General features: G+C 54.3%; 15 protein-coding genes. 5 read left to right on the top strand and 10 right to left on the bottom strand.

Annotated features, from left to right (window positions below; genetic code table 11):
• Position 1: 1 nt before the first annotated feature.
• A complete protein-coding gene (gene apaG, locus ACS603_RS08640) occupies positions 2-379 on the top strand; it encodes a Co2+/Mg2+ efflux protein ApaG (RefSeq protein ID WP_474944104.1) in 378 nt (125 codons plus the stop codon).
• A 4-nt stretch (positions 380-383) separates the two neighbouring features.
• A complete protein-coding gene (apaH, locus tag ACS603_RS08635) occupies positions 384-1,232 on the top strand; it encodes a bis(5'-nucleosyl)-tetraphosphatase (symmetrical) ApaH (protein ID WP_182059546.1) in 849 nt (282 codons plus the stop codon).
• Positions 1,233-1,269: 37 nt separating this feature from the next.
• On the opposite strand, the gene folA is transcribed toward apaH, so the two are convergent.
• The 6 genes from folA to ACS603_RS08605 all read right to left on the bottom strand — a co-directional run bounded on the left by folA (position 1,270) and on the right by ACS603_RS08605 (position 7,799).
• A complete protein-coding gene (folA, locus tag ACS603_RS08630) occupies positions 1,270-1,749 on the bottom strand; it encodes a type 3 dihydrofolate reductase (RefSeq protein WP_008502023.1) in 480 nt (159 codons plus the stop codon).
• A 114-nt stretch (positions 1,750-1,863) separates the two neighbouring features.
• Positions 1,864-3,729, bottom strand: a complete 1,866-nt coding sequence (kefC, locus tag ACS603_RS08625; RefSeq protein ID WP_182059544.1) for a glutathione-regulated potassium-efflux system protein KefC — start codon at positions 3,727-3,729, stop codon at positions 1,864-1,866.
• Positions 3,722-4,252 (bottom strand): glutathione-regulated potassium-efflux system oxidoreductase KefF, encoded by a 531-nt coding sequence (kefF, locus tag ACS603_RS08620; RefSeq protein WP_014068860.1) that lies wholly within the window; start codon positions 4,250-4,252, stop codon positions 3,722-3,724. The genes kefC and kefF overlap by 8 nt, the downstream gene beginning before the upstream one ends.
• A gap of 96 nt (positions 4,253-4,348) precedes the next feature.
• Positions 4,349-5,653 carry an MFS transporter gene (locus ACS603_RS08615; RefSeq protein ID WP_182059543.1) on the bottom strand — a complete coding sequence of 435 codons (1,305 nt, stop codon included), beginning with the start codon at positions 5,651-5,653 and terminating at the stop codon, positions 4,349-4,351.
• Positions 5,654-5,725: 72 nt separating this feature from the next.
• Positions 5,726-6,673 carry a 2-hydroxyacid dehydrogenase gene (locus tag ACS603_RS08610; protein ID WP_474944103.1) on the bottom strand — a complete coding sequence of 316 codons (948 nt, stop codon included), beginning with the start codon at positions 6,671-6,673 and terminating at the stop codon, positions 5,726-5,728.
• A gap of 133 nt (positions 6,674-6,806) precedes the next feature.
• Positions 6,807-7,799, bottom strand: a complete 993-nt coding sequence (locus ACS603_RS08605) for a LacI family DNA-binding transcriptional regulator (protein ID WP_182059541.1) — start codon at positions 7,797-7,799, stop codon at positions 6,807-6,809.
• A 244-nt stretch (positions 7,800-8,043) separates the two neighbouring features.
• Between ACS603_RS08605 and idnO the strand changes: the two genes are divergently transcribed.
• Genes idnO through ACS603_RS08590 form a run of 3 tightly spaced genes read left to right on the top strand, consistent with a single transcriptional unit; the run spans position 8,044 to position 9,816 of the window.
• On the top strand, positions 8,044-8,808 hold the full coding sequence (gene idnO, locus ACS603_RS08600) for a gluconate 5-dehydrogenase (protein WP_182059540.1): 765 nt from the start codon (positions 8,044-8,046) through the stop codon (positions 8,806-8,808).
• A gap of 13 nt (positions 8,809-8,821) precedes the next feature.
• A complete protein-coding gene (locus ACS603_RS08595; RefSeq protein WP_474944102.1) occupies positions 8,822-9,352 on the top strand; it encodes a gluconokinase in 531 nt (176 codons plus the stop codon).
• Positions 9,349-9,816: a NanQ anomerase/TabA/YiaL family protein gene (locus ACS603_RS08590; protein WP_182059538.1), complete on the top strand. Its 468-nt coding sequence runs from the start codon at positions 9,349-9,351 to the stop codon at positions 9,814-9,816. The genes ACS603_RS08595 and ACS603_RS08590 overlap by 4 nt, the downstream gene beginning before the upstream one ends.
• 36 nt (positions 9,817-9,852) lie before the next feature.
• On the opposite strand, the gene ACS603_RS08585 is transcribed toward ACS603_RS08590, so the two are convergent.
• The 4 genes from ACS603_RS08585 to dapB form a co-directional block, all read right to left on the bottom strand.
• On the bottom strand, positions 9,853-10,086 hold the full coding sequence (locus tag ACS603_RS08585) for a YgdI/YgdR family lipoprotein (RefSeq protein ID WP_182059537.1): 234 nt from the start codon (positions 10,084-10,086) through the stop codon (positions 9,853-9,855).
• A 139-nt stretch (positions 10,087-10,225) separates the two neighbouring features.
• Positions 10,226-13,450, bottom strand: a complete 3,225-nt coding sequence (gene carB / locus ACS603_RS08580; protein WP_182059536.1) for a carbamoyl-phosphate synthase large subunit — start codon at positions 13,448-13,450, stop codon at positions 10,226-10,228.
• Between the two features lie 18 nt (positions 13,451-13,468).
• Positions 13,469-14,617: a glutamine-hydrolyzing carbamoyl-phosphate synthase small subunit gene (gene carA, locus ACS603_RS08575; RefSeq protein ID WP_474944101.1), complete on the bottom strand. Its 1,149-nt coding sequence runs from the start codon at positions 14,615-14,617 to the stop codon at positions 13,469-13,471.
• A 454-nt stretch (positions 14,618-15,071) separates the two neighbouring features.
• Positions 15,072-15,893, bottom strand: a complete 822-nt coding sequence (dapB, locus tag ACS603_RS08570) for a 4-hydroxy-tetrahydrodipicolinate reductase (protein ID WP_166717850.1) — start codon at positions 15,891-15,893, stop codon at positions 15,072-15,074.
• Positions 15,894-15,928: the final 35 nt, after the last annotated feature.

Genomic DNA, 15,928 nt, shown 5'->3' with positions numbered 1-15,928 from the left:
CATGATTGATTCGCCCCGCGTCTGTGTTCATGTACAAAGCGTCTATATCGAGTCCCAGTCCACACCGGATGAAGAGCGTTTTGTCTTTGCCTACACGGTAACCATTCGCAATCTGGGGCGGATGCCTGTGCAACTGCTTGGGCGCTACTGGCTTATCACTAACGGCAATGGCCGCAAAATCGAAGTCCAGGGCGAAGGTGTGGTGGGTGAACAACCGCACATCGATCCTGGCGAAGAGTATCAGTACACCAGTGGTGCGGTTATTGAAACACCGCTGGGTACCATGGAAGGCCATTACGAAATGGTCGACGCCGAGGGTAATGCCTTCCGCATTGCTATTCCTGTGTTCCGTCTTGCCGTTACAACACTCATTCACTAATCCAATGTCTACATATCTGATTGGCGACGTTCACGGTTGCTACGATGAACTGATCGCATTGTTAAAACAGGTCGACTTTACGCCTGGTCAGGACACACTCTGGCTAACGGGTGACCTGGTGGCACGCGGTCCTGGTTCACTTGACGTTCTGCGCTTTGTAAAATCTCTGGGCGACAATGTACGGATGGTGCTGGGCAACCACGATCTGCATCTTCTGGCGGTATATGCCGGGATCAGCCGTAATAAGCCGAAAGACAGGATTACCCCTCTGCTCGAGGCACCAGACGCCGATGACCTGATCAACTGGCTTCGTCGTCAGCCGCTGCTGCAAATCGATGAAGAGAAAAAACTGCTCATGGCGCACGCCGGGATAACCCCGCAATGGGATCTCGAAACGGCTAAAGCCTGTGCGCGCGACGTTGAAGCAGTGCTGGCAAGCGACTCGTATCCGTTCTTCCTTGATGCCATGTACGGCGATATGCCGAACCACTGGAGTGAAGATCTCAGCGGGCTGGCGCGTTTGCGTTTTATTACTAATGCCTTCACGCGTATGCGCTTCTGCTTCCCGAACGGGCAGCTGGATATGTACTCCAAAGAGACACCGGAGAGTGCGCCTGCGCCGCTCAAACCCTGGTTTGCCATTCCTGGACCGGTAACCAACGAGTACAGCGTGGTGTTCGGGCATTGGGCTTCACTTGAGGGTAAAGGCACGCCTGAAGGCGTCTACGGTCTGGATACGGGATGTTGCTGGGGCGGGGTGTTGACCTGTTTACGCTGGGAAGATAAAGCTTACTTTGTGCAGCCATCTAACCGACAGCGTGACTTAGGGGAAGATGAGGCCGTCGCCTCCTGAGGATAATTCCCTCTCCCGGTGGGAGAGGGAAAAACACTTAACGACGTTCCAGAATTTCGAAGCAGTAGCTGTGTGAGTTCTGCGCATCAGCGTCGTGGAATTCGCTGAACACGGATTCCCACTCGTCAGGATCGTAATCCGGGAAATGCGTATCCCCTTCCACTTCCGCATCAATATGCGTCAGATACAGCTTCTGCGCTTTTGGCAGGAACTGTTCGTACACACGACCGCCACCGATAACCATGATCTCTTCGGCGTTACCGCAGGCTGCAATGGCCTCGTCTACGGATTTCACCCATTCAACACGATCATCAGTGCCCGGCTGGCTACTGATAACGATATTCTTACGGCCAGGTAATGGACGACCAATCGACTCCCAGGTCAGGCGGCCCATCACTACCGGCTTGTTTAACGTAGTACGCTTAAACCATGCGAGATCGGCAGGCAGGTTCCACGGCATGGCGTTTTCCATACCGATAACGCGGTCTACCGCCAGCGCTGCAATCAGACTGATCATTGAAAATTTCCCGGATGCAAAAAATTGCCGCCACTATACGGAAAGCTTAATCTTTCGTCGACTGGCGGCAGGGTAAAGAAACAGAAATTTTTTAATATTGCTGGCAACACCACTTCACGCTGAAGGTTTACTCTCAGGTTCGTCTTCCGGGTTACCGGTATGTTTACCCTCTTCCGTTCCTTGCCAGCCATGACGCTGCACCAGCGACAGATGATTACGGTCTTCATTAATGATTTCCGTCAGCATCGCACTGGTGCGTTTAAAGACCGCCGCCCGCTCGGATGCCGTGCTGCCCGCCATTGCCACCATCTCTTCCACCATGTCGGTGTTGAAACGACGGAACAGGTCTGCACGCTCGCGGGCCTCATACGCCCCCAGTCCCAGGCTTTCCAGCGCCATTCGGCCAGATTTAAGTGCCCCTTCGAATGTTTCACGTTCCGGCGCTTCAACCCCTGCCTGGCGCAGCTGGATGTAATGATCCACATCGCGTGCACGCGAGATGATCGTCAGATTCGGGAAATGTTCTTTCACCAGCTCGACCATCTCCATGCTGGCCTGCGGATCGTCAATGGCGTTAATCAGCACTTCGGCCTTTGCCGCACCTGCGGACTCCAGCAGATCGACACGGGTCGCATCGCCGTAAAAGACTTTCATGTCGAATTTACGCAGAGTATCCACGTGGTCAGGATCGTGGTCGAGGATCACCATTTTCACCCCACTGGAAAGCAACAAACGACCGGTTATCTGCCCGAAACGCCCGAATCCGGCGATGATAACGCGCGGTTGTTCTTCATCTATTTCATCGGCTTCGCGCTCTTGCTCACTGCCTGATTTTTCCAGACGCGTCAGCACGACCAGCAGAACCGGCGTCGCCGCCATCGACAGTGCCACCGCAAGGGTTAACGCTTTCGCCCACTCCGGGTCGAGCACATTTGCCATTTGCGCGGCGCCAAAGACCACAAAGGCGAATTCACTTCCCTGCCCCAGCAGCACCGCAAACCAGCGACGCTGTTTATTCGGCACCTTCAGCGGGCGGGCAATCAGCCACAGCATCCCCATTTTGATAACCAGGAAGCCCACCAGCAGAAGGATTATCCGCAGCGGGTGCGTGGCCAGCGTGCCAAAGTCGATAGACATCCCCACGCCGATGAAAAAGAGCCCCAGTAACAGTCCTTTAAACGGCTCGATATCGCTTTCCAGTGCATGACGGTATTCAGAGCTTGCCAGCAGTACGCCCGCCAGGAATGCCCCCATCGCCATCGAGAGTCCGGCCTCTTCCAGCAGTAAACCGAAGCCAAATACCAGGAACAACGCCACGGCACTGAAGACTTCACGCAGGCCTGAACGGGCGACAAACCGCAGCAATGGACGCGTAACATAACGTCCTAACAAAATAACCAGCGCCAGCGCACCCACCACTTTTAACGCCGACAGCGCAAAGGCGCCGAGCGTCGTTGAAGAGCCGCTTGCCGCCAGTAGCGGGATCATCGCAACCAACGGAATGGCGGCAATATCCTGGAACAGCAGCACCGAAAACGCACTGCGGCCCATCTGAGAGACGGTCAGGTTACGTTCGTTCATCGCCTGCATGGCAATGGCAGTAGAAGAAAGCGCCAGCGTCATGCCGATAAGCTCGGCTACTTTCCAGTCCATGCCCAGCAAAATGCAGAAGCCGCCCAGCAGCACACCGCAGGCCACCATTTGTAACGCACCGCCGCCAAAGACCGAGGCGCGAAGCTTCCATAGCCGCTGGGGATCAAGCTCAAGGCCAATCACAAACAGCATCAGCACAACGCCAATCTCAGCGAAATGGAGAATCGCCTCGGCATCCGTGACCAGACGCAGGCCCCACGGCCCGATGACACACCCGGCAATCAGATAGCCAAGCACAGAACCCAGCCCCAGACGCACCGCTACCGGCACAATCAGTGCCGCCGCGCCAAGGTAAATCAGCGCCTGTATAAGCGTATGACTATCCATTGTGCGTCTCCTGCCACTCAATTAAGCGTTGTTTATAGTGACGCGCCTGCGCCTGTAACGTTTCATCGTCACACACAAAGGTGCAGTGCATCGCAAAAGGAGGCACCCAGTTGAGCCCGCAATAGAGCGCGGTTGCCTGTAAAGGCTGGGCCAGCACGTCAAATCCCGGGAAGGAGCCGATATCAAAGTGGCTTTCACCGCCGCCGGTGGTCACGGCCCACATCAGGCTTTTACCCTTCAGTGCCTTGCCGTTGTGACCATAGGCCCAGCCGTGAGAAAAGACCTTGTCGATCCACAGTTTAAGTAGCGGAGGGGTGCTGTACCACTGCATCGGATGCTGCCAGATAATCAGGTCAGCACGAGAGAGCGCCGCCTGTTCGGCGGCGATGTCGATATTAAAGTCGGGGTAGAGTTGATAAAGAGAGCGGATTTCCACTCCGTCGAGCGTCCCTGCCTGTTCAAGCATCCGTTTATTCGCATGAGAGTGCTGCGGATAAGGATGCGCATAAATTATCAGAATCATTTATTTGCCTGTCTTTACGCATATTGCCTTTCAGCAAGAGTGTAGACAGTTAATCGAACCGGTTACAATGATAACTGTTATTTATGTATCCAGCGCTCAGGCACTGCGCGGCTCTTTGCTGACGGCTTCATCCGCCACCTGTGTGGCAAGGTCGCATTTTTTCGGCAGCAGGAAGGTCATGGTTCCGGCTATCAACAGCGATCCGGCCAGTGCGCACACGGCAACATTTTGACCATATAGATACATCATCACCCCAACCAGATACGGACCACAGAATCCCCCGAGATTGCCCAGGCCGTTGATGACCCCACGGGCGCTACCGGCCACTTCAGGTGCGGCAATCCGCCCCGGCATGGACCAGAACGGGCTGGTCGCCGCTTTCAGGAAGAACCCGCAGATAACCAGCGCGATATAGGCGGCTACCACATGCTCACGCAGCACCACAGACGCAATCAGCGCAGCAGCGAAACAGTACAGTGAAAAGCGAACCCACAGGCGGCGTTTTCCGCTGCGGTCGCTGAAAAGTGAAATAACATAAATCCCGGCAAGCGTTGCCACGAACGGCAGAACCGCAAGGAACCCCACACTCGCCATGTTGCCACCCGTCAGCCCTTTAAGGATGGTCGGCAGCCAGAGGGTGTAGCCGTAATCACCGGTCTGGTAGAAGAAGTTAAGAATAACTAGTTTCATCAGACCCGGGTTTCGGAAGACATCCTTCACTGGTGCCTTGCTCACAGGTGCTTCGGCCAGTTTTGCCGCCCGTTCCGCCGCGAGGGTTTTCACCAGATACTCCCGTTCAGCCTGCGGTAACCAGCGTGCTTCTTCCGGGCGATCGCTAATCATAAACCACCACACTGCCAGTACTACCAGCGACAGCAGGCCTTCGATGATAAACAGCCAGCGCCAGTCGAGTGCGGCAATGATGGCGCCCGAAACGGGGGCGGTCAGCATCCCGCCCAGTGGCGCAAACATCATCACAAACGCGTTGGCGCGCCCGAGCTCTTTCTCAGGGAACCAGTTACTGACCATCGTCAGCACTACAGGCAGCATCCCACCTTCAGACACCCCCAAAATAAAGCGCAGTACCAGCAGCTGATATTCATGGGTGACAAAACCCGTTGCGACCGACACTATCGCCCATGCCACCAGCGACCAGGCAATAAAGCGCTTACCGCTGCCATTTACGGCAATCCGTCCCCCCGGTATTTGCAGGAATAGATAACCAATAAAAAATATACCGCTGGCAACACCCGCCATCTGGCTGGTAATACCTAAATCAGCTTCCATTCCTCCGGGCAGGGCGAAACTAATATTAACCCGATCCATAAACGAAATAATGCAGGCAATTAATACCGGCGTAATAATACGCAACCAACGGGTGCTGGGAATGTTATCGTTCATATTTCGTACTCTCTATGCAGAGGTTATTGTTGTCATTACATGAGAACCAGGTACAGAGATAAAACGTGAGTATTAATTAATCGCGTTAGGTAATTTTGTACCCGCAAAATAAGCCGTCACGTTGGCAAATACCACGTCACTCATTTTTTGGCGGGTTTCATGAGTGGCACTGGCGATATGCGGTTGCAAAACTACATTCTCTAGTGCGATCAGTTCAGCCGGGACATGCGGCTCATCTTCAAAAACATCCAGAGCAGCCCCGGCGATAACACCGTTTTGTAACGCCTTAATCAGCGCCTGCTCATCCACCAGCGAGCCACGAGCGATGTTGATCAACCATGCGTGTGTCGGCATCACATTCAGTACCGGGGCATCGATGATCCCCCGGTTAGCCTCGCCACCGGATGCGGCAATCACCAGGAAGTCGCTCTGATGCGCCAGGGTATGCAGGTCCGCGCACCACTGATACCCAAGCCCCTCGACAGGTTTACGGTCGTGGTACAGCACCTGCATATCAAAACCCGCGGCACGGCGGGCAATGGCCTGGCCGATATTCCCCATCCCCAGCAGGCCAATCCGCTTGCCACTCACCTGGGTTGCCAGCGGCAGGCCACCGTTAAGCCAGCGCCCTTCCCGGACAAAACGATCGCCCTGACACAGCTGGCGTGCGCCACTGAGCAACAGCCCCATTGCCAGATCGGCGACATCATTAGTTAACACGCCAGACGTTATCGAGACGGCAATCTGGCGGGAGCGCACATAGTCCAGATCCACCGCATCGGTCCCCACGCCAAAGATAGCCACCAGCCCCACGTGCGGCAGCAGCTCCAGAACGCTGTTTTGCACCCCCACGTCGCCCCGCGTAACCACGGCGGCAATGTTCTCCCCCTGTTCACGCAGCAACGCGATGGGATCATCTTGTTCATACAGGCGAAACAGCGGGAACTCAGCGGCAAGCTGGGCTTGCAGGCTATCAATAACGGGAGCCACCAGAAGGACGGCGCGAGAAAGAGTATTCATGGGATCACCTGTTTGAAGTTCATAACGACAGTGGTCACTATCAAACGGGTTTTTTGTAGGGTTTTTTGCGATCTTCGTCACGCTGAATCGTGTTAAAAAGCGCTGTTACAGGCTCCGTGATCGGTAAGACAAATTAGATGGTTTCGCCCATCGACAGGCGGTAGTGCAGATCGACCTTCTCGATAGTCGGTAGCCCTTTGATTTTCTTGATCAGGATTTCAGTGGCGACTTTGCCCATTTCAGCGCGCGGCGTCAGCACGCTTGCCAGACGCGGGGAGACAACCTGGCCTATCTCCAGCCCGTGAAAACCGGCGATTGCCAGCGTCTGCGGGACGCGAATACCCGATGCCAGGCACTCCTGTAACACGCCAACGGCGAGGTCGTCGTTGGTACACAGAATACCGTCCATATCGGCGTACATCTGGCGCGCCAGCGTCATCATGCCCGTCCCGATAGAGACAGACGAAACCTTGTTGGGCGCAATGCGCCCTACCCTCAGGCCTGCCGCTTCCATCGCCTCGCAATACCCCGCGTAACGCTGTTCATCACGAACGTCCGACATCGATCCAAAATAGACGATGTGCCGCTTTCCGCTTGCCAGCAGCATGTTGGTCATATCCAGGCCCGCTTTGAAATTGTCAAAACCCACGTTGATGCGCCCGGGGTTTTCCGACAGACCCATCACTTCCGCAACGGGGATTTTCGCGGCGTTGAGGTACTTTTCTGCCCGCAGGGTATGCACTGACTCGGTCAATAACAGGCCTTTGACATTAAACGCCAGCACTGCCGCGATCTGCTCTTCTTCACGCTGGCGGTCGTAGTCGTAGTTCACCACCAGCGTCTGATAGCCGTGCGCCGCCGTAACCGACTCAATACCGGCTAACAGATCGGCAAATATTTGATTATGGAAAGAAGGAATGAGTACGCCAATGCGCGGCACCACGGTACTGCTCATGGCAGGATTATCCGGATCTGGCTCGTAACCAATTTCGGCAATCACGCTGGCAATACGCTCGGCGGTTTCGGGTTTCACTTTATCTGGCGTGCGTAAATAGCGGCTGACGGTCATCTTCGTTACGCCAGCCAGCTCAGCGATATCATTAAGCGTAATACGTTGTGCCTTCATCAGTTAACCCGTCAATAACCGCTACCACATCAGGCCATTATGCCTGCCAGAGCAGGAAAAGAGAATCGCGCGAGGCTGCTATCACCCTCTCCTGGCGCGGGATTTACCGCCCCGCCTCACGTTTAACGTAACCCCTTTTCGTAACACGACTTGAAGTGATCTTCATCACAGTTTCACCTGCCGAAAATCCGTGAGATAGAACCCACAACGTTTTCCGTTTTCAGCCGTTAATCAGGATATAAAGATGAAAGATCTTTTCAGCTTACAAGGTAAACGCATTTTAATTACAGGCGCAGGTCAGGGAATTGGCTTTGTGATGGCTCAGGGCCTGGCGCAATATGGCGCAGAAATTATCATTAATGATATTTCTGAAACCCGGGCGAACGATGCGGTCATGAAATTACGCGATGAAGGCGCGACGGCATATCCTGCCGTATTTAATGTCACGGATGCGGACTGCGTAGAAAATGCCATTAGCCAGATTGAAAAAGAAATAGGTGCCATCGACGTATTATTTAATAACGCCGGTATTCAGCGCCGCCATCCTTTTACTGAATTCCCGGTTCAGGAATGGAATGACGTTATTTCCGTGAATCAGACGGCGGTATTTTTAGTGTCGCAGGCCGTTGCTAAACGGATGATCACCCGCCAGCAGGGCAAAATCGTCAACATCTGCTCCATGCAAAGTGAGCTGGGTCGCGACACCATCACCCCTTACGCCGCTGCTAAAGGGGCGGTCAAAATGCTGACGCGCGGTATGTGCGTTGAGCTGGCGCGCCATAACATTCAGGTTAACGGTATCGCGCCAGGCTACTTCAAAACGGCGATGACGCAGACGCTGGTCGATGATAAAGCTTTTACCGACTGGCTGTGCAAACGTACTCCGGCGGCGCGCTGGGGCAATCCGCAGGAGCTGGTTGGCGCAGCGGTGTTTCTCTCTTCCAGTGCCTCTAACTTCGTCAACGGCCATCTGTTGTTCGTAGATGGCGGCATGTTGGTAGCAGTGTGAATCCGGAGGCGCTATGACGGGGCAATGTATCATCCTGATGGGCGTTTCTGGCACCGGGAAAACAACGGTAGGACACGCTATCGCGCAGCAGATGGGGGCAAAATTCATCGATGGCGATGACCTTCACCCACGGCAGAATATTGTCAAAATGGCGGCCAGTCAGCCGCTTGATGATAACGATCGTCAGCCGTGGCTGGAGCGTATTTCTGACGTTATTTTTAGCCTTGAGCAGAAGAATGAATCCGGCGTGCTGGTCTGTTCCGCGCTCAAAAAGCGCTATCGCGACCAGCTGCGTAAAGGAAGTAACAAAGTTCGCTTTCTCTGGCTGACGGGCGATTACGACTGCATTCTGGCCCGAATGCAGCAACGCAAAGGGCATTTTATGCCAGAAGCATTACTGCGCAGCCAGTTTGCCGCGCTGGAAGCCCCCGACAGCAGCGAAACCGATATTGTCGCCATTGATATCGCCCCGACGGTGGAACAGATCGTGGCGAACGCCTTAACGTTACTCGAACAAGCGCACTCCAGGGAGGTGCTGGCATGATTATCGATACCTTAGCCGCAGCGGCTAAAAATGCACTCTATCCGCCGGTTATCCGTACCGCGTTACAGGCAGTTATCGCTCAGGATCCGCGCAGCCTGCCTGCGGGTAAATATACCGTTGATGGCGATAATATCTTTTTTACCGTCGTCGAAGGCGAAACGCGCCCGCTGGCCGAACAGCGCCCGGAGTACCATCATCAGTACATTGATATTCATATCGTTCTGACAGGGGAAGAGATTATTGGCGCAGGTAATAAGGGACTGACCATCACATCCGATGGCCCGTTTAGTACGGCTCACGACATTGGTTTTTGCGAACACATCAGCAGTGAATCGCTGATCCATCTCCATCCTTTTGAGCTGGCTATCCTGTTCCCGGGCGAGTTACACCGTCCGATGAGTGCCCTTGATGCTGGCGCACCGCTGCGCAAGATTGTTGTCAAAATCAATAACGACCTGCTCTAAAGCACAACGCTGGCCCTCACGGGCCAGCGTCATCAATCAGTTATCCAGCTCATCCATCGATTTCACCTGGTCACGATTAATCTGCTCCGTTTTACCGGTTTCAGCATTTTTGTAAGACACCATACCGGTATCTTCATCGACCTGCGGTTTCCCGTCAGTGACGATGGTTTTGCCATCGGTGGTTTTTAATGCCTGATTAGAGGAACAGCCCGCGACGGTGAACAGCGCTGCGGCAGCAAAGACAGAAGTGATAAGTAATTTATTTTGCATGGTGTTTTCCCCTGCATTCAGTTGGATTTCGTTATCGACCTAACCATTTTAGGCTAACTGACTGAAAGAGGATGGAAAACCAGAAGGTTCTGAAGGTGGGGATAATGCCCGGCCGCGGAATGCCGCCGGGCATTTTTACTTACTTGTTAATCTGCGCGTGCATTTCCTGCACCGAAATCACCTTCTCGGTCGCATCCGCGTTCAGCGCCATAGCTGTTGCGAAACCGCCGTTCAGGGTGGTGTCGTAGTGCACCTTGTATTGCAGCGCGCTGCGGCGAATCAGCTTAGAGTCTTCAATCGCCTGGCGGCCCGCCGTGGTGTTGATGATGTAGGTGTATTCGCCATTCTTGATACGGTCCTGAATGTGCGGACGACCTTCATGCACCTTGTTCACCAGACGTGGATTGATACCCGCTTCACCCAGCACAATCGCCGTGCCGTGGGTTGCATCCAGCTCGAAGCCCTGTTTCAGCAGCTTGGCGGCCAGGTCAACCACGCGCTCTTTATCACCTTCGCGCACAGAGAGCAGCGCACGGCCTGATTTTCTCATGGTGGAGCTACTGCCCAGTTGCGCTTTCGCGAACGCTTCTGCGAAGGTGCGGCCCACGCCCATCACTTCCCCGGTAGAGCGCATTTCTGGCCCTAACAGTGGGTCAACGCCCGGGAATTTGTTGAACGGCAGTACCACTTCTTTCACCGAGTAGTACGGTGGAATGATTTCTTTCGTCACGCCCTGCTGAGCCAGCGTCTGGCCTGCCATCACGCGCGCCGCCACTTTCGCCAGCGGAACGCCGGTCGCTTTGGAGACGAACGGTACGGTACGTGCCGCACGCGGGTTCACTTCAATCAGGTACACTTCGTTGTTTTTTACAGCGAACTGGACGTTCATCAGACCACGAACCTGCAACTCGAAGGCCAGTTTCTGCACCTGCTGGCGCATCACGTCCTGAATTTCCTGGCTCAGCGTATACGCTGGCAGAGAACATGCAGAGTCACCGGAGTGCACGCCCGCCTGTTCGATGTGCTCCATGATGCCGCCAATCAGCACCATTTCGCCGTCGCAGATGGCGTCCACGTCCACTTCTACAGCATCGTCCAGGAAGCGGTCGAGCAGCACTGGCGCATCGTTAGAGACGCTTACCGCAGTCTGGAAGTAGCGACGCAGGTCGGCTTCGTCGTAGACGATTTCCATTGCGCGGCCACCGAGTACGTAGGAAGGACGCACCACCAGCGGATAACCGATATCTTTTGCCTTCTCAACGGCCATCTCAATCGCGGTGACGGTGGCGTTTGCCGGTTGTTTCAGCTTCAGACGGTCAACCGCCTGCTGGAAACGCTCACGGTCTTCGGCACGGTCAATCGCATCCGGGCTTGTCCCGATAACCGGTACACCGGCTGCTTCCAGCGCACGCGCCAGTTTCAGCGGGGTCTGGCCGCCGTACTGCACGATGACGCCTTTCGGCTTCTCGATACGTACGATTTCCAGCACGTCTTCCAGCGTTACCGGCTCAAAGTACAGACGGTCAGAAGTGTCGTAGTCAGTCGATACGGTTTCTGGGTTACAGTTAACCATGATGGTTTCGTAACCGTCTTCACGCAGCGCCAGAGAGGCGTGTACGCAGCAGTAATCGAACTCGATGCCCTGGCCGATACGGTTTGGCCCGCCGCCCAGTACCATAATCTTGTCGCGGTCGACAGACGGGTTCGCTTCGCACTCATCTTCATACGTGGAGTACATGTACGCGGTGTCGGTCGCAAACTCTGCTGCACAGGTATCTACACGTTTGTAAACCGGGTGCAGGTTGTACTGGTCACGCAGCTTGCGGATTTCCGCTTCGCGTACGCCCGCCAGTTTTGCCAGACGCGCATCGGCAAAGCCTTTACGCTTCAGCACGCGCAGGAAATCAGCGTCAAGGCCGGTGATGCCCAGCTCCGCCACTTGCTCTTCCAGACGAACCAGCTCTTCAATCTGCACCAGGAACCAGCGGTCGATGTTGGTCAGGTTGAACACGCCATCTACGGACAGACCAGCACGGAAGGCATCGGCGATGTACCAGATACGCTCTGCGCCTGCATCTTTCAGCTCGCGGCGAATTTTGGTCAGCGCTTCCGGGTCATCCAGGCTCACTTTCGGGTCAAAACCGGTCGCGCCCACTTCCAGGCCACGCAGCGCTTTCTGCATGGATTCCTGCTGGGTGCGGCCAATTGCCATCACTTCGCCCACGGATTTCATCTGGGTTGTCAGACGGTCGTTTGCGCCAGCAAATTTCTCGAAGTTGAAGCGAGGGATTTTCGTCACAACGTAGTCGATAGACGGTTCGAAGGACGCAGGGGTGCGGCCGCCGGTGATGTCGTTCATCAGCTCGTCGAGGGTGTAACCCACCGCCAGTTTCGCGGCGATTTTGGCAATCGGGAAGCCGGTTGCTTTTGAAGCCAGCGCTGAGGAACGGGATACACGCGGGTTCATTTCGATAACAATCAGGCGGCCGGTTTTCGGGTTCACCGAGAACTGAACGTTAGAACCACCGGTTTCAACGCCGATTTCACGCAGTACCGCCATCGAGGCGTTACGCATGATTTGATACTCTTTATCGGTCAGCGTCTGGGCTGGCGCTACCGTGATAGAGTCGCCGGTGTGAATACCCATCGCATCGAAGTTTTCGATGGAGCAGACGATGATGCAGTTGTCGTTTTTATCACGCACCACTTCCATCTCGTACTCTTTCCAGCCAATCAGCGATTCATCAATCAGCAGCTCTTTGGTTGGGGAGAGGTCCAGACCACGTTCGCAAATCTCTTCGAACTCTTCACGGTTGTAAGCGATACCGCCGCCGGTGCCGCCCATGGTGAAGGAAGGACGGATGATGCACGGATAACCTACGTCGGCCGCAACAGCCAGCGCTTCTTCCATATTGTGTGCAATACCGGAACGCGCGGTGTCGAGGCCGATTTTTTTCATCGCCACGTCGAAGCGACGACGGTCTTCTGCTTTATCAATCGCATCGGCGGTGGCACCAATCATGGTCACACCAAACTCTGCCAGCACGCCCTGACGCTCAAGCTCCAGCGCACAGTTCAGTGCAGTCTGGCCGCCCATCGTTGGCAGCACCGCATCCGGGCGCTCTTTTTCGATGATTTTGCGAACCACTTCCCAGTGAATCGGCTCGATGTAAGTTGCATCAGCCATTTCCGGGTCGGTCATGATGGTTGCCGGGTTAGAGTTCACCAGAATGACGCGGTAGCCCTCTTCACGCAGCGCTTTACACGCCTGCGCACCGGAGTAGTCGAATTCACAGGCCTGGCCGATAACGATCGGGCCAGCGCCAAGGATCAGGATGCTTTTTATGTCTGTACGTTTTGGCATTGTCTTCTCGGCTCCTGATTATTTAGCGGTCTTACGGTAAAGCTCAATAAGTTCGATGAAGTGATCGAACAGCGGCGCAGCATCGTGTGGGCCAGGGCTGGCTTCCGGGTGACCCTGGAAGCTAAACGCAGGCTTATCGGTACGGTGGATACCTTGCAGGGTGCCATCGAACAGCGATTTGTGCGTTACGCGAAGGCTGGCAGGCATGGAAGCCTCATCCACCGCGAAGCCGTGGTTCTGCGCCGTAATCATTACGGTGTTGTTGTCGATATCTTTCACCGGGTGGTTACCACCGTGGTGACCGAACTTCATCTTAACGGTGTTCGCACCGCTCGCCAGTGCCAGCAACTGATGGCCGAGGCAGATGCCGAAGACCGGGATATCGGTTTCCAGGAAGGACTTAATCGCGTCGATAGCGTAATCGCACGGCGCCGGGTCACCTGGGCCGTTTGAGAGGAAGATACCGTCCGGGTTCATCTTCAACACGTCTTCAGCCGAGGTTTTCGCCGGAACCACGGTCAGGCGGCAGCCACGGTCAACCAACATGCGCAGGATATTGCGCTTGGCACCGAAATCGTATGCAACAACGTGGAACGGCAGCTCGCTTTCTGATTTCGCTTCCGGCAGGTCGCCTTCCAGCATCCAGCTCCCCTGCGTCCAGCTGTAGGCTTCGGCTGTCGTCACTTCTTTCGCCAGGTCCATACCGTTCAGACCCGGGAAGGCTTTCGCTTTTTCAAGCGCCAGTGCCGCATCCAGGTTATCACCTGCGATGATGCAGCCGTTCTGTGCACCCTTCTCGCGCAGCAGACGCGTTAACTTACGGGTATCGATATCGGCAATCGCCACGATGTTATGGCGTTTCAGGTAAGAAGAGAGGTCTTCAGTATTGCGGAAGTTGCTGGCAATCAGCGGCAGGTCACGAATGACCAGGCCTTGCGCATGTACCTGAGAGGATTCTTCGTCAGCAGCATTGGTGCCGACATTGCCGATATGAGGATAAGTAAGAGTAACGATTTGGCGAGAATAGGAAGGATCAGTGAGGATTTCTTGATAACCGGTCATTGAAGTATTGAAAACGACTTCCCCAACCGCCGAACCCGTTGCCCCTATGGCCCGACCGATAAACTGGGTTCCGTCTTCCAGAACCAATAGCGCTGACTTAATCAAAACACCCTCCAGAGAATATTCACTCACTTTATTTGCATATTAATTCATAACCACGTCATGAAGCAATGCAAATGTGTTGCCAGCGGATTTTTGGCAAACGGCGGCATTTTGGGTATTCAGAGGGTGAAAGTCAACTTAAAACGGATATTTTGTTTATTCTTTTGCAAGCCTGGTGGCGGGAATGTGCTTTAAGCGACAAAAAGATCAAGTAAATCACATCGGAAAACGCTTGCGCGGCAAGTTTAATGGAAATCTGCGTCCTGACACAATAAAAAGTAGACCAGATGGTCAAAATTTACATTACCGCAACACAAAACCAGAGGAAGACTGCAATATTTAAGCGCTTTGACAGTAAAAATATGAAAGATAGATAAAATAAAAGGGCAATAAATTATTGCCCTATGCAATCAATACATTACGACTGCAATAACCACATCACGATGGGTAATAAATCTTACAAATTGTTAAGATCGAGCACATCTCTCATATCAAAAAGACCATTATCCTTGCCTTTTAACCACAAAGCAGAACGCACGGCACCATTTGCAAAGGTCATACGGCTGGAGGCTTTATGCGTAATCTCCACACGTTCGCCAATATCGGCGAACATCGCTGTATGTTCGCCGACGATGTCGCCTGCACGGACGGTTGCAAAACCAATCGTGCCCGGAACACGTTCGCCGGTGTGTCCTTCGCGGGTATACACCGCGCAGTCTTTCAAATCTTTATCCAGTGCATGAGCAATCGCTTCGCCCATCGCCAGCGCCGTGCCCGATGGCGCATCGACTTTATAGCGGTGGTGAGCTTCGACAATCTCAATGTCGGTGTAGTCACCCATCACTTTCGCGGCCTTCTCCAGCAGCTTCAGCATGACGTTTACGCCCACGCTGAAGTTAGCGGCGAAGACAATCGCAATCTCATTTGACGCATCCTGGATGGCCTGTTTACCGGCATCATCAAAACCGGTGGTACCAATCACCATGCCTTTACCGTGCTGGCGGCAAAACGCCAGGTGGTTCAGCGTCCCTTCCGGGCGCGTGAAATCGATGAACACATCAAAGTCATCTTTTACGGCATCCAGGCTGCTCTGTACGCTAACGCCCGTCTTGCCTGCGCCTGCCAGCTCACCGGCATCGGTTCCCAGAAGCGATGAACCTTCACGCTCCAGCGCCGCGCCAAGTGCCACGCCATCCATCTGTAGTGCCGCCTGAATCAGCTGGCGACCCATACGTCCACCCGCGCCCGCAATAGCGACACGGATCTGTGCATCATGCATAGTTATTCTCTTACGTTAAAATGATGTAAACCGTT

The sequence above is a fragment of the Enterobacter sp. Li2LvB3 genome (genome assembly GCF_056156645.1).
The sequence above is the reverse complement of the archived record's forward strand: the minus strand, read 5'-3'. Positions and strand labels throughout refer to the sequence as shown.

Bases quoted from the DNA above. Each gene is read 5' to 3' on its own strand.
- apaG (WP_474944104.1), top strand. From the start codon at position 2: ATGATTGATTCGCCCCGCGTCTGTGTTCATGTACAAAGCGTCTATATC.
- apaH (WP_182059546.1), top strand. From the start codon at position 384: ATGTCTACATATCTGATTGGCGACGTTCACGGTTGCTACGATGAACTG.
- folA (WP_008502023.1), bottom strand. From the start codon at position 1,749: ATGATCAGTCTGATTGCAGCGCTGGCGGTAGACCGCGTTATCGGTATG.
- kefC (WP_182059544.1), bottom strand. From the start codon at position 3,729: ATGGATAGTCATACGCTTATACAGGCGCTGATTTACCTTGGCGCGGCG.
- kefF (WP_014068860.1), bottom strand. From the start codon at position 4,252: ATGATTCTGATAATTTATGCGCATCCTTATCCGCAGCACTCTCATGCG.
- ACS603_RS08615 (WP_182059543.1), bottom strand. From the start codon at position 5,653: ATGAACGATAACATTCCCAGCACCCGTTGGTTGCGTATTATTACGCCG.
- ACS603_RS08610 (WP_474944103.1), bottom strand. From the start codon at position 6,673: ATGAATACTCTTTCTCGCGCCGTCCTTCTGGTGGCTCCCGTTATTGAT.
- ACS603_RS08605 (WP_182059541.1), bottom strand. From the start codon at position 7,799: ATGAAGGCACAACGTATTACGCTTAATGATATCGCTGAGCTGGCTGGC.
- idnO (WP_182059540.1), top strand. From the start codon at position 8,044: ATGAAAGATCTTTTCAGCTTACAAGGTAAACGCATTTTAATTACAGGC.
- ACS603_RS08595 (WP_474944102.1), top strand. From the start codon at position 8,822: ATGACGGGGCAATGTATCATCCTGATGGGCGTTTCTGGCACCGGGAAA.
- ACS603_RS08590 (WP_182059538.1), top strand. From the start codon at position 9,349: ATGATTATCGATACCTTAGCCGCAGCGGCTAAAAATGCACTCTATCCG.
- ACS603_RS08585 (WP_182059537.1), bottom strand. From the start codon at position 10,086: ATGCAAAATAAATTACTTATCACTTCTGTCTTTGCTGCCGCAGCGCTG.
- carB (WP_182059536.1), bottom strand. From the start codon at position 13,450: ATGCCAAAACGTACAGACATAAAAAGCATCCTGATCCTTGGCGCTGGC.
- dapB (WP_166717850.1), bottom strand. From the start codon at position 15,893: ATGCATGATGCACAGATCCGTGTCGCTATTGCGGGCGCGGGTGGACGT.